Origin of the sequence: Caballeronia sp., assembly GCF_028292365.1 — a bacterium.
Lineage (GTDB): Bacteria > Pseudomonadota > Gammaproteobacteria > Burkholderiales > Burkholderiaceae > Caballeronia.
This window is the reverse complement of sequence record NZ_JAQGMM010000527.1, coordinates 16,041-29,496: the sequence shown is the minus strand read 5'-3', so window position 1 is coordinate 29,496 and position 13,456 is coordinate 16,041. Positions and strand designations below refer to the sequence as shown.

The following is a 13,456-nucleotide window of genomic DNA, read 5'->3' as shown; positions in this document are numbered from 1 at the left end:
TGTCTTGAGCGAAGGCGAGCGCCGGAGCGGCGAGTGCTGAGGCGATAACAACAGCAGGAATAAAAGTCTTGAACATGATCGATCTCCCATGAAGTTACTAAGCGGATATATGCAAACTGCAGGCCAGGTCAGCAGTCGCTTAATTTCTTCGCTCAATTCCGTCTACCGGAAACAATAATTCGATCATTCTCATCCACTTGGGTACTGCTTCGTTGCGAGCCAAGCAACAAACAACATGTTAAGGACTATCGATGATTGTCAGAATTTACATCGGTGTAGAAAGGAGAAGTCTGTAAGACAGTGAAGGGAACGTAAATCCCCGCCTACACAAGACACGGACGACTCAATAACCCCTGAGCTTCCCACGATATCTCCTGGCTAGCCTTAGTTATTTAAATAACTTGTTTTCGAAAAATGGCGTAAACGCCTACGATAGTTTCTTGAACGTATCAAATCCATGTCGTGAGCAGCTCACAACCAACGGCCATGACCTACGACGAATCCGCCAGCTCTTCTCCCGATTTGCTTACACCATCTGTCCCCGCGGTGTTGCGCGGCGATGACGCCTACGATCGCATTCGCCGCGATCTGCTTTCGTGCAAGCTCATGCCCGGGTCGACGGTTACTGAAAGCCAGTTGATGTCGGAGTACGACATCGGCAAAACGAGTTGCCGTATTGCGCTCGTGCGGCTCGTGCATGAAGGCTTCGTACGGTCACTGCCGCGACAGGGTTACCGCATTGCAGCGATCACTTTGAAAGACGTGGAAGAAGTGTTCGCGCTGCGGGTTCAACTTGAACCACTCGCAGCGCGGCTCGCCTGCGGGCGCGTGGACGTGGAGTTGCTACGGCGCCTCGAAGCGGCGTGCCGCGTGCCACATCCGGAGCGGGCGTTGTCGGCGCAAATCGATGTTTTCCTCGACGCCAATCGTGAGTTTCATCTGGCGATAGCCGCGGCCAGCGGCAACGAGCGGTTGCATCGAACGCTCGCGAGCCTGCTCGATGAAATGTCGCGTCTCGTTGCGCTTGGCTTCGGCGTGCAGGGAACCAAACCTGAGATCAAGCACGATCACAACGCAATGATCGATGCGTTCATCGCGGGCGACGGACGTCGCGCGGAGACCATTGCGCGCCGTCATATAGAAACGTTCCAAAGCATGACAATGGAGAAGGTCTACGCGAGTCTTTCCAGCGCGGGGGCATCGTTGCCGCTGTACACGGTGGCGGAGCTTCGTCGATGAGCGCTACGAGTTCCGCTGCCATCTCATTGCGCAGCGTGGGAAAAAACTTCGGAACACTAAAGGTTCTTGATCACGTTTCCTTCGATGTCGCGCAAGGCGAAATAGTGGCGCTCCTTGGCACGTCTGGATGCGGCAAGAGCACGCTGCTTAACATGGTTGCAGGGCTGCTCGAAGCGAGCGAAGGCGAGTTGTGGATTGATGGCCAGCGCAGCGAAGGGACGAAGGACCGCAATGCGCTCTCGTATATGTTCCAGGAAGACCGGCTGTTGCCCTGGCGCACCGCGCGTGCCAATGCGGAGTTCGGCCTTGAAGCGGCGAGCCCCGCGATTCCCGCTCGCGAACGCCATACGCGCGCAAACGCAGTTCTCGATCTGGTCGGACTGCAAGGTTTCGCCGATGCTCACCCGCACCAGTTATCGGGTGGCATGCGCAGCCGAGTTGCGCTCGCACGGAGCCTTGTCACCGGCCCTCGCATCCTGCTGATGGACGAACCGTTTTCCAAGCTCGATCCGCAGATGCGCTCCCAAATGCACGACGAACTGCTGCGCATCCACGCGATGCAGCGCATGACCGTGCTGTTCGTGACCCACGACGTGGAGGAAGCGATTGTGCTTGCGGATCGAGTCGTGGTGCTCGCGCCGCGCCCCGGCCGCGTGCGCGAGATTGTCGATGTCGACCTGCCGCGCCCGCGTACTGCCACCGATCCCACCGTGGCCGAGGCGATCCGCCAATTGCGTCTCCTGATCTGACCTATGTCCACTGTTCCGCGTAGTTCGTTCGCTTCAACTGTTGTGCAACGCGCGGTGCTCGTTGTCCTGCTGCTCGCGGCATGGTGGCTCGCGTCTCTGCGCATGCCGCAGTTCGTATTACCCGGGCCGCTGAGAGTGGCGCACGCGTTTGTCGGGCTCGTACAGAGCGGCACATTTTTCGATGACCTCGGTATCACGCTGTATCGCGTCGTGGCTGGATTTCTATTGGCCGCTGCAGTCGGTGCCCCGCTTGGTATCGCGCTTGGTTCGAACCCGCGCGTCGCGCATTTCTTCGAGCCGCTGCTGTCTATTGTGAACACCGTGTCGTCGGCGATCTGGGCGGTGTTCGCCATCATCTGGTTTGGCATCTCCAACGCGACCACCATCTTCGTCGTGTTCATGACGGCCATGCCGCTGATCCTGACAAACGTATGGCAAGGCGCGCTGACAGTCGACAGAAATCACGTCGAGCTCGCGCGCAGTTTTCGGATGTCGCAAACGCAGATCATGCGCAAGATTTTCCTGCCAACCATCCTGCCGCATTTCTTCGCCGGTGCGCGCCTTGCGTTCGGATTCGGCTGGCGTGTGTCGCTGGTGGCGGAGACGATCGGGTCATCAAATGGCATTGGCTACCGCCTGCGGCAAGCGGCCGATCTCGTGCAAACCGACCAGGTTTTCGCGTGGACCGTCACGCTCGTTGTCCTGATGTTGTTGCTCGAAGCGGGTGTGTTGAAGCCACTCGAGCGCCGCCTGTTTCGATGGAAAAAGACCGACTGATCTAACGGGGAACAAGGAACCATGAAACGCATTTCATTCTTCAGGCGAGCGGCGGCGGCCACCGCTGTTGCGACGACCGCGATGTTCGGCGCCTTGCAAACGGCGCACGCTGAACCCATGCGCATCGGCTATTGGACGAGCGGTGTGAGCCTGGGTTTTGGCGCGGTGCTCGAGGCGCAAAAATTCCTGCAGCAGCGCGGCCTCGACGTCATCTTCATTCGTTTCTCCGACGTCAACGCGCCGAATCGCGCACTGGCCGCGAACGCGATCGATTTCGCGTTTGCCGCGCCGGCAGCCGCTGTTTTCAGCACGGCGGCCGAAGGCGTGCCGTTGAAGATCGTGCTTGCGACACAACCGGCCGATGTCGAATTCGTCGCGCCGGAGGACTCGCCGATCAAGTCGCTTGCGGACCTGCGCGGCAAGAAAGTCGGTATGTCGCCACCGGGCAGTTCGGTCGCGGCGATCGCCACCGCAGTGCTGCAGGGCAATGACGGTATCAAGGCGAACGACTTTTCCATCGTCCCTGGAAACGAAGCGCGGCTTGCGCAGTTCCTGGTGCAAAAGCAGGTCGATGCTGCAGCGTTGCGATCGGTAACCATCGCACAACTGAAGGAATTGAAGGTCAAGCGGCTCGGCAGTTTTGGCGGTGAATGGAAGAAGCTGACGAAGTCCGACGCAACGCCCTATATAGGCGTGAGCGCGATCCGCGCAGATTACCTCGCCCAACATCCGCAAGACGTGGCGAAGCTGATCGCGGGCATGCGCACAGCGTTGCAATGGGGCGCGACGCATCGGAACGATGTAGCAGCAATCTTGCAGAAGAGTGCGAACCTGCCCGCCGAGGACGCACAGGCGTACGCCTCGCGCTGGTCGGATATCAACCGCGTGACCTTCGAGCCGATTGACCTGGAGACGCTCAAGCGCGAGCACCAGATATTCGTGGATGGCGGTGTGATCAAAGGCACGCTGCCCGCCGATCTCTTCGATACCGGCCCCTATGCCGCGTCGAAATCAATCCAATAACAGGGAGCAGACACCGTGACAACACCCATTCCATCGACCATGAAGGCGCTCGTGCTGAACGAGCACGGCGACCTCGATCAACTCCACGTGGTGACCGACAAACCCGTGCCGAAGGCCACGCCCGGACACGTGGTGATCCGCGTGCGCGCGTCGTCGTTCAACTATCACGATGTGTTCACCGTGAAGGGCATGCCGGGCATCAAGGTGCCGTTTCCGGTCGTGATCGGGCTCGACATGGCAGGCGACATCGCGGAGTTGGGTGACGGCGTGGAAGGGTGGAAGACCGGAGACCGTGTGCTTGTGAATCCGCTGTATCCCGAGAAAGGCCTGATGGGCGAAATGCTCGACGGCGGCATGGCGCAATACTGCCTGGTGTCGGTCGGGCAGTTGATTCCGTTACCCGATGCCGTGAGCTACGACGCCGCGTCCGCGTTGCCCGTGGCGTACGGCACCGCGCACCGCATGCTGGTCACGCACAAGACGGTGAAGGCGGGCGACCGCGTGTTGATTCTTGGCGCGAGCGGTGGAGTGGGGACGGCGTCCATTCTTATCGCGAAGCAACTGGGCGCCGAGGTGATCGCGTGTGCCGGCAGCGACGAGAAGTGCGAGCAGCTGAAAGCGCTCGGCGCCGATCATACGGTGAACTACAAGACGACCGATTTCTCGAAATGGGCGATCGGTGAGTACGGCAAGCCGCAACGCCGGACTTACGAGGGTGGGGTGGACGTCGTGGTGAATTTCACGGGTGGCGACACCTGGGTGCCATCCCTGAAGTGCCTGAAGCGCGGCGGCACGCTGCTCGTGTGCGGCGCAACGGCTGGCCACGCGCCCGCCGAAGACCTTCGATACATCTGGAGCTTCGAGCTGAAGATCATCGGTTCGAACAGTTTTTACGATGAAAATCTGCGTGCGCTGCTCGACCAGATTGCGGCGGAAGAATTGGCGCCGGCCATCGACCGGACGCTGCCGCTGGAACAAGCTGCCGAAGGGCTGCGCCTGATCCGTGACCGCGAAGTGCTGGGCAAGGTTGTGGTCAATCCCTGAATGTGTTGATGAGAAAAGCTGAGGAAAACATCATGAGCGAAGCAACATTGCCGAGTGCGCAAGATATTGAGGCGCGTTTGCGGCGGGGCCCTTTTCACGAATGGCTGGGTTTGAAAGTGGTATCGGTGAGTGAAGGCGAGATCGAATTGCGTGCCACGTGGCGCGAAGAATGGGTCGTGAATCCCGACAAGGGCTACACACACGGCGGCATTCTTGCCGCACTCGTGGACCTGGCGGCGGATTGGGCGCTGGTATCGAAGACCGGACGGGGCGTGCCCACCATCGACCTGCGCGTGGACTATCACCGCGCCGCGTTCAAGGGCGACCTGACCGTGAAGGGCAAGGTGATCAAGTTCGGCTCGCAAGTGTCCGTGTCCGAAGCACAGGTCTTCGATAAAGACGGCAAGCTCGTCGCCAGCGGACGCGGCGCCTATTCAACGGCGACGGCAACTCCAACCCCCTGATGCTCAAGCTCGACCATCTCGTCATCAACACGCGTTTCGATACTGACGCTGCTCAACTCACCTTCGAGCAACTCGGCTTCACGGTTGCGCCGCGCGGGTATCACACGCTCGGGTCGATCAATCACGCGATCGTGTTCGATGATCACTACCTTGAACTCATCGGCTTGCCTGCCGATGGCAAGACCGTGCGCGAGGAGATTGTGTCGAGTCCGCTGGGTCCCGATGGTCTCGTGTTCCGAATCGACGATCCGGCCGCGACTTTCGATGCGCTGCGTCACGCCGGTTTCCACGCGACCCCGCCGCAGACCTTCTCGCGGCCGGTCGACCTTGACGGCGAGCCGCCCGCCGACGCGCGGTTCACCACCGTGCGGCTGAAGCCAGGCCAGCTCGACGGAGGCCGCGTCTATTTCTGTCAGCACCTGACGCCCGAGCTCGTTTTCCGCCGCGAGTGGCAGCGCCATCCGAATGGCGCGGTGGGGTTGAGCGCGCTGCACCTGATCGATGTCGCGCCTGAACCGTATGTGCAACTCGGCGAGATCGAGCGGGGCTTCGAACTGGTGTACTGGACGCGAGCGGATTTCGATGCGCGGTTTGGCACGACTGCGCAGTGCATTGCCGCGCGCGGACCGCGTTATGCCGCGATCACGGTGCGCACGCCGGACTGGCGCTCGTTGGGTGAGCGCGCGGCCGCCGCGGGATTCCCTGCATTCATCGAGCTGAAAAGGGCGCTCGTTGCACTGCCTCGCTTTGATACCTTGCTGGAATTCATACCATGACTTTCCCGACGAATCTCGGCGCGCTGATTGCGCGCGGCGAGGGTGGCGATCGAGGCGCCCACACACTTGCCATCATTGGACTTGACGATGGTTTCAACGAGCGTCAATACACCTTCGCTGAACTCGATGCGCTCGCCGACGCTGTGGCTTATACGCTCGCCAGCCGGTACGCGCGAGGCGAGCGCATTGCATTGCTCGCAGCGAATTCGGCGGACTATGTCGCGACGATGCTGGGCATCATGCGCGCTGGACTGGTCGCTGTGCCGGTCAACTATAAATTCCCGTGCGCGCTGATCGCGGAGGTGATCGCCGATAGCGGGGCGCGTCTCGTCTTCACAGATTTCCAGCGTTTCGCTGACGCCCCCGTCACGCTACCGCGTGTGGTGTTCGATGGTCGGGAACAAGCGATCGACGCGCAAGCATTCCAGTCGTTTATCGCGCCAGCAAAATCGCAGGGCCTGAGTTTCGAGCCTGTTGTTCCGCACGAAAAAGAAGCGGCGTTGTTCCTCTATACATCAGGTTCCACGGGACGGCCGAAGGGCGTTGTGCTCTCGCACGCGAGTCATCTCTGGGTGGTTGAAACGCGCCTGAAGGCGCAGCCGTTGGGCGGCGAGCGCGTGCTGATTGCCGCGCCGCTTTATCACATGAACGCGCTCGCGCTGGTGTTTCTTGCATTGGCCGCCCGCGCCACGACCGTGTTGATGCCGGCCTTCAACGCCCGCAATTACATTCGTGCTATCGATACTTATCGTTGCACGTGGCTCACTTCCGTGCCGCCGATGATCGCCATGATGATGCAGGAGCATGAACTGCTCGCGCGTACGGATTTGTCATCGGTGCGTTACGTGCGGATGGGCTCGGCGCCCGTCAGTGGCGCGTTGCTCGAGCGGACTCATGCGCTGCTGCCGAACGCGAAGGTCATCAACGCATACGGCACGACTGAGGGTGGGCCGGTCGTGTTCGGACCGCACCCTGCGGGCTTGCCCACGCCTGCGCACGCGATCGGCGCGGCGCATCCACAAGTGGAACTTCGTCTAGTGGATACAAACGGCGAGCGCTCGAGCGAAGGTGAACTGGAGATGCGCAGCCCGGGCTTGATGAATGGATATCACAACCGTCCGGATCTGACGACGCCGATCACGCCGGACGGTTTTTATCGCACCGGCGATGTATTCCGTCGCGACGAAAATGGCTTCTACACGTTCATCGGACGACGTGACGACATGTTCGTTTCCGGTGGCGAAAACATCTTCCCGGGTGACGTGGAAAAGATGCTCGAGCGGCATCCATCGATCCAGCAAGCGAGCGTGATTCCCGTCGACGATGCCATCAAGGGTACGAAACCCGTAGCCTTTGTCGTGCTGAAACAGGGGGCGCAATTGAGCGTGGAGGAGGTGAAAGCGTTCGCGCTGGAACACGCGCCGGCGTACCAGCATCCGCGGCAAGTCTGGTTCGTCGATGCGTTCCCGCTCGCGTCGACCAACAAGATCGACCGGGCGGTTTTAAAGCGCGAAGCGGCCAAGCGGCTGACGGATGAAGGCATCCTCCAAAGGCCTGAGGAACGCTGACTATCAAGTTATATCATTGAGTTTGATATATTTAAAAGCCGATGATATAGTTTGAAATATGAAACCCGATCAATGGCATTTTTCTCGTCCGGAGCTCGCTGCGGGGTATCTGAGCCTGTTCGGGCTGGGTCTTTCGTCCGCGCGCACGCTGTTCGCCCGACGACGCATGGGCAAGACTGAATTCCTGCTTAAAGACCTTATCCCGGCAGCCACGAAGGGCGGTTACCTGACCGCGTACGTGAACTTGTGGGACGACGACGAGGAACCCGCCGGAGCGCTGGTAGGTGCGCTCTACGGCGCGATCGAGCCCAATTGGCGGGGCAGGCTGGCACGCCGTGCCAAAAACCCGGTTAAGAAGCTCAAGGCCACGGGCAACATTCCGGCATTCGGTGAGGCGTCGGTCGAGGCAGAATTATCGGCGGAGGATAAGAAGTATGTCGGCACGCTTTTATCCGACGCGCTGAAGGCCTTCGATTCCCAGCCGAAGCCGCTGCTTCTGATCATAGACGAAGCGCAAGTTCTGGCTGCCGCGGCCCACTCGAATTTTGCGCATGCGCTGCGTGCAGGGCTGGACGTTCGCAAGGACCGGCTGAAAGTGATTTTTGCCGGCAGTTCGGAGTCCACCCTGCGAACCATGTTCGGGCGCTCGTCCGAACCGTTCTTCAACTGGGCACCGCTTGAACCGTTTCCGCTACTTGGCCGCGATTTCCTTGAGTTCATGGTGGAGAAGGTCAACACCATTGCCAAGCATCAGCTCTCGGTGAAACATGCGGTCGCGGCTTTCGACCAACTCAACAGCACGCCGGAGTTTTTCAGGCGTTTTCTGGAACGGCATCTTACGTATCCGTTCGATGGTCCCGACGCCGCGTTGCAATTCACGAAAGAGCACGTGTTTAATCACGAACAATTCAAGCGGCAGTGGACCGGATTGCTGCCGGCCGACCGCGCGCTGCTCGGCATGATGGCTGAGGGCATGGCGTCCGACTTCCATGGCCAGGCGGCGCGAGAGCAACTGGGGATCTTGCTCGGCCTGCCCAAGGCGCCGCCAATGAATACACCCGCGCATTCGTTGCGCCGGCTTCAGGCCGACAACATTGTGACCAAGCTCGCGCATGGCGAATATCGCTTCGAGGATGAAGCGTTCGCGCAGTGGATTCGCGAACAAGGCGTGATGGGCGACGACGCGCCGGGTTGACGGACGCGTCCTCTTTGGAGTTCGCGCTTGAAAACCGGAAACGGTCTGGCGGATGACGCGCTTCAAATCCACTTTCAGTGCTTGTTCACCGGCACAAACAGCTTGTCATACGCTGCCAGCAGCTTGCCGTGGATGGGCGCTTCCTTCCCTGTCGAATCCAGCGATGTGTCCTTGCCGGGAATGAAGCTTTTGATTTGCATGATGTGTGCCTTTGTCCACGTCGAGGAGGAGTCTGGTATCTGCGTAAGGCATGACGAACACTACGCGCGGCGTCTGAACCATCCCGTGAGCGACAAGCGGTCGCGCGTCGCGGGCAATACTTCGTGCAGCATGTCGGCGGATAAAAACACCGCGATCCGGCTGCCGACCGGCCAGATGTCTTGCGTGTTCAAACCTTCCGGATGCAGCCTTAGCGCCCCTCCGTGCTCGGGCAGCCAATCCGCATTCAGATAGACGATCACGGATACGATCCGGCTGTCGTCGTGGCGAAACCGGTCGCGGTGCTGCATGTATGAAGCGCCCGGTGCATAGAATGCAAAGTGGCTTTCGTAGTCATCGAGACCCAGGAACAGGCCGCGATTCAATGCAACGCGCAGTGTTTCCATGATCGCGAGATAGCGGTCGCATGCGACCGACTGACCTGCTTCCAGCCACTGGATCCGGTCACCGCGCACGCCAGGCTGCAGCGATCGCGCCGCACCCTGGCTAACGCGCGCAAGGGTAAGCGTGCCGGCCGCCGCGAGCGCCGCGCATTCCAGCGCCAGCGCGAGGGTCAGATCCGGCGGCAAGAAAATGTCCTGCTCCGACCAGCCATGCTCATGAACAGCATCGACAATATGACGATGCAGGCCATCTGCTGACGCATCGGAATGCGCCGGCGGTTGTAATCGGATCACTGCGGATTCCTTCGAACGAAGGTGCTGGGTGGAAATTCGGACGGCCGTCCGAGGTGGGACACGGACTAAGCGGGGAAACGGATATGAGCGAGGGTGGGGCTTGGGTGGCGCTTTGGGTCTGAGCGGCAGATTTTAACATCTGACGCGTGACGGTTCCCGTTTGTTCCTCAACGCTGTGCGAGCATTGCGGGGCTGGTGATTTACGTTGTCATGATTCCGGCTCAGCGGATTTTTCCCAAGTCGCCATGCCACTGACCAAACCGAAGCAGCGCTTCAAATCCGAGTCACATCAAGCGCTTAGATCGTGGCCCGACACGTTATCCACAGGGTTCTCAACATAAACGGTGAATAACCCGCGCGACGGTTTCGCTTCATCAATTTACGGCGACAACATGTTGCACTGGACTAGCCCGGAATCGGAAAATGCACGCCGGCCCGTTGAGCCGCATTCACGATATGCGCTTCAATGGCGCGCCCGGCGTGTTCGCTGTCGCGCGCCTTCAACGCTTCGACAATCGCCAGATGCTCGTGATACGTCGACAGCACTAGTTCCCGCCGATAAAACGGCAAACGCTGGCTCTCTTTCATGATGTCGGCGCTGCCGCGCAGGATCGATTCAATCGCCGTATTGCCCGCCAAGCTCACAATCCGCATATGGAATGCGAAGTCGAGTTGCGCGGCTTCATCGAGTTCGGCGCAGGTCAGCGCGCCTTGCAGCGAGTCGAGGTTGTCCTGCAGCCAGACAATGTCTGCGTCTCCAATCGCCGGCGCCGCCAGCCGCGCGACAAAACCTTCGAGTGCGAAGCGCATCTGGTAGGTATCGGGCAGCGACGCCTGATCGGCGAAACGCCACGCATGCGCGCCGGCCGCCTCTGCGCTATTCACATACACACCTTTGCCGGGACGAATATTCAGCATCCCGAGCGCTTCGAGCGTGGAGAGCGCTTCACGCAGCGAGGCGCGGCTGATTGCCAGTTCCTCGGATAACTGCCGCTGCGCCGGCAGCAAACTCCCCACCGGATAAACGCTCGTCTCGATCCGCTCACGAATAGTCGCGATGGCGGCATCGGTCACGGTATGCGGAAGATTTTTCATAGGATGGTTAAGAGTGGCGCGGTCTGACCGCCATTGTAGGCGCGGCGCCGTCAAGCGTCTGCTTCATCATGCAATCCCCGGACGAATAGCACGCAAAAGCCGGGTAAACCGCTATCACACGGTTCTTGACTCCACTATATCGGCTTTCTAATATTCCTCATCAGCAACTGGTCCGACCAGTCTGAACAGTTAGCATAGTCACCAATCCCGTGCCGTGCGACATCGAGGAGACACACCGTGTTGAGATTTCTTAATTCCCTGTTTGGACGAGTCATGATTGCGCTGGTCGCGGGCATTGTGATCGGCGCGGTGTTTCCCCACTTCGCGCAAACGCTGAGGCCGCTCGGCGACGGTTTTCTCAAGCTCATCAAGATGGTGATCGGGCCGATCGTGTTCTGCGTGGTCGTCTCGGGCATGGCAAGCGCGGGCAACCTGAAGAAGGTCGGGCGCGTCGGGCTGAAGTCAGTGGTCTATTTCGAGGTGATGACCACGATCGCGCTCGTGATCGGCGCTGTGCTCGCGTACGCCACCCGACCGGGCGTAGGCATGAATATCGACCTGCATACGCTCGACGCCGGTTCACTCGCCACCTACACCGAACACGCGAAAAGCCTGAAAGATACGGCCGGCTTCCTGCTCAAGATCATCCCCGATACCGCCACGGACGCTTTCGCGAAGGGTGACATCCTGCAGGTGCTCGTGTTCTCCGTGCTGTTCGGCGCGGCGCTTTCGCTACTTGGCGAGAAGGCGCAGCGCGTGACGGGTCTTATCGATGAACTGTCGCACGTGTTCTTTCGCATCATGGGCTTCATCATCAAGCTCGCGCCGCTCGGCGTGCTGGGTGCGATTGCGTTCACGACCGGCACCTATGGCGTTGAGTCGCTGAAGCAACTCGGCATGCTGGTCGTCGTGTTCTACGCCAGTTGCTTCCTGTTCGTCTTCGTCGTGCTCGGCGTCGTGATGCGGCTCACGGGTTTCAGCATCTTCAAGCTCGTGCGATACCTGCGCGAGGAACTGCTCATCGTACTTGGCACCGCGTCGTCGGACGCCGTGCTGCCGCAGATCATGCGCAAGCTCGAATGGATGGGCGTGAAGGATTCCACCGTCGGGCTCGTGATCCCAACCGGTTATTCGTTCAACCTCGACGGCTTCTCGATCTATCTCACGCTCGCCGTGATCTTCATTGCGCAAGCCACCAATACGCCGCTGTCGACTCATGACCTGATCGTGGTCGTACTGGTGTCGCTGGTGACATCGAAGGGCGCGCATGGCATTCCTGGCTCGGCCATCGTGATCCTTGCCGCCACGCTTTCGGCGATCCCCGCCATTCCCGTGCTCGGCCTCGTGCTGATTCTGCCGGTGGACTGGTTCGTCGGCATTGCGCGCGCCGTCACGAACCTGATCGGCAACTGCGTCGCGACGGTGGTCGTGGCCGTGTGGGAGAAAGATATCGACCGGGTCCGCGCCACGCGCGTGCTGAACCAGGATGCCGAACTGCTTTTCGTCCCCGCCGACCACGTCGGCGCAAACCATGGCCATGGCCACGAACCCGCGCACGCAGTCTGAGCGCGCCGTGCTCATCGCCATTCCCTGAATCGCTATAAAGGAACCTACTTCATGGCTAGTCCCGTACTCGACCCTAACGCTCCGGCGTTTACCCGCCGCTTCATGAACCTCGCCGATCCGCGTCTCGGCGCCACAGCGCTCTTCGCCAGCGATGAATTCTTCGCGCCCAAGGAGCGCATGCTCGACCCGCAGCCGGCGGTTTTCATCCCGGGTAAATATGACGACAACGGCAAGTGGATGGACGGTTGGGAAACGCGTCGCAAGCGTACTACCGGCTACGATTTCTGCATCGTCAGGCTGGCGCGGCCGGGCACCATTCACGGCATCGACCTGGACACGAGCCACTTCACCGGCAACTTCCCGCCGGCGGCGTCAATTGATGCCTGCACGAGTGACAGCGCCACGCCGCAAGACGATGCCGACTGGCGCGAGATCGTGCCGGCGACCACGCTGCAGGGCAACCAGCATCACTATCTTTCGATCGCCGATGCCCGCGCTTACACGCACCTGCGCGTGAATATCTACCCGGACGGCGGCATTGCACGCCTGCGCGTGTATGGCCAGCCGAAAATGGACTGGACGCGCGTTGAACGCGGGTCGCGAGTCGATCTTGCGGCGATCGAAAATGGCGCTTATCTGGTGGCGGCGAACAACCAGCATTTCGGACCCGCATCGCAGATGCTGATGCCCGGGCGCGGCGTGGACATGGGCGACGGCTGGGAGACGCGGCGCCGCCGTGAGCCCGGCAACGACTGGGCGATCGTGGCGCTGGCGCACCCCGGCGTGATCCACGCCATTGAAGTCGATACGGCCCACTTCAAAGGCAATTTCCCCGATGGCTGTTCGCTGCAAGCAGCACGCGTCGCGGGCGGTACGGACGAATCGCTCGTCACGCAGGCCATGTTCTGGCCGGTGTTGCTGCCGCAACAGAAGTTGTCTGCTGACAATATCCATCGATTCGAAAGCGAAGTGGCCGCGCTCGGGCCCGTCACGCACGTTCGCTTCAACATGTTCCCGGACGGCGGGGTGTCGCGCTTGCGCCTGTTCGGTGCGATCGAGTAAGA

Annotated in this window: 14 protein-coding genes; 11 read left to right on the top strand and 3 right to left on the bottom strand. The window is 60.3% G+C overall.

Annotated elements, in window-relative coordinates:
- Positions 1-462: 462 nt before the first annotated feature.
- The 9 genes from JWR14_RS31115 to JWR14_RS31075 are packed head-to-tail and all read left to right on the top strand — an operon-like array spanning position 463 to position 8,835.
- Positions 463-1,239, top strand: coding sequence for a GntR family transcriptional regulator (locus tag JWR14_RS31115; RefSeq protein ID WP_299717087.1), 777 nt, complete (start codon positions 463-465; stop codon positions 1,237-1,239).
- Positions 1,236-1,988 carry an ABC transporter ATP-binding protein gene (locus JWR14_RS31110; RefSeq protein WP_299717085.1) on the top strand — a complete coding sequence of 251 codons (753 nt, stop codon included), beginning with the start codon at positions 1,236-1,238 and terminating at the stop codon, positions 1,986-1,988. Before JWR14_RS31115 ends, JWR14_RS31110 begins: the two co-directional genes overlap by 4 nt.
- A gap of 3 nt (positions 1,989-1,991) precedes the next feature.
- On the top strand, positions 1,992-2,765 hold the full coding sequence (locus tag JWR14_RS31105; RefSeq protein WP_299717083.1) for an ABC transporter permease: 774 nt from the start codon (positions 1,992-1,994) through the stop codon (positions 2,763-2,765).
- Positions 2,766-2,786: 21 nt separating this feature from the next.
- Positions 2,787-3,788 (top strand): ABC transporter substrate-binding protein, encoded by a 1,002-nt coding sequence (locus tag JWR14_RS31100; protein ID WP_299717081.1) that lies wholly within the window; start codon positions 2,787-2,789, stop codon positions 3,786-3,788.
- A 39-nt stretch (positions 3,789-3,827) separates the two neighbouring features.
- Positions 3,828-4,832, top strand: coding sequence for a zinc-binding dehydrogenase (locus JWR14_RS31095; RefSeq protein WP_299717091.1), 1,005 nt, complete (start codon positions 3,828-3,830; stop codon positions 4,830-4,832).
- Positions 4,833-4,864: 32 nt separating this feature from the next.
- Positions 4,865-5,296: a PaaI family thioesterase gene (locus JWR14_RS31090; protein ID WP_299717079.1), complete on the top strand. Its 432-nt coding sequence runs from the start codon at positions 4,865-4,867 to the stop codon at positions 5,294-5,296.
- Positions 5,296-6,072, top strand: coding sequence for a VOC family protein (locus JWR14_RS31085; protein WP_299717077.1), 777 nt, complete (start codon positions 5,296-5,298; stop codon positions 6,070-6,072). Before JWR14_RS31090 ends, JWR14_RS31085 begins: the two co-directional genes overlap by 1 nt.
- Entirely contained in the window at positions 6,069-7,640 is a 1,572-nt protein-coding gene (locus JWR14_RS31080; RefSeq protein ID WP_299717075.1) for a class I adenylate-forming enzyme family protein, read from the top strand. Before JWR14_RS31085 ends, JWR14_RS31080 begins: the two co-directional genes overlap by 4 nt.
- A gap of 58 nt (positions 7,641-7,698) precedes the next feature.
- A complete protein-coding gene (locus JWR14_RS31075; protein WP_299717073.1) occupies positions 7,699-8,835 on the top strand; it encodes a hypothetical protein in 1,137 nt (378 codons plus the stop codon).
- Positions 8,836-8,909: 74 nt separating this feature from the next.
- On the opposite strand, the gene JWR14_RS31070 is transcribed toward JWR14_RS31075, so the two are convergent.
- The 3 genes from JWR14_RS31070 to JWR14_RS31060 all read right to left on the bottom strand — a co-directional run bounded on the left by JWR14_RS31070 (position 8,910) and on the right by JWR14_RS31060 (position 10,826).
- Positions 8,910-9,035 carry a hypothetical protein gene (locus JWR14_RS31070; RefSeq protein WP_299717071.1) on the bottom strand — a complete coding sequence of 42 codons (126 nt, stop codon included), beginning with the start codon at positions 9,033-9,035 and terminating at the stop codon, positions 8,910-8,912.
- A gap of 60 nt (positions 9,036-9,095) precedes the next feature.
- Positions 9,096-9,731: a 2OG-Fe(II) oxygenase gene (locus JWR14_RS31065; protein WP_299717068.1), complete on the bottom strand. Its 636-nt coding sequence runs from the start codon at positions 9,729-9,731 to the stop codon at positions 9,096-9,098.
- Between the two features lie 405 nt (positions 9,732-10,136).
- Positions 10,137-10,826, bottom strand: a complete 690-nt coding sequence (locus JWR14_RS31060) for a FadR/GntR family transcriptional regulator (RefSeq protein WP_299717066.1) — start codon at positions 10,824-10,826, stop codon at positions 10,137-10,139.
- A 237-nt stretch (positions 10,827-11,063) separates the two neighbouring features.
- On the opposite strand from JWR14_RS31060, the gene JWR14_RS31055 reads away from it, so the two are divergent.
- Both JWR14_RS31055 and alc read left to right on the top strand, forming a co-directional pair.
- Positions 11,064-12,392, top strand: coding sequence for a C4-dicarboxylate transporter DctA (locus JWR14_RS31055; RefSeq protein WP_299717064.1), 1,329 nt, complete (start codon positions 11,064-11,066; stop codon positions 12,390-12,392).
- 51 nt (positions 12,393-12,443) lie between these two features.
- Entirely contained in the window at positions 12,444-13,454 is a 1,011-nt protein-coding gene (gene alc / locus JWR14_RS31050; RefSeq protein WP_299717062.1) for an allantoicase, read from the top strand.
- Positions 13,455-13,456 lie beyond the last annotated feature (2 nt).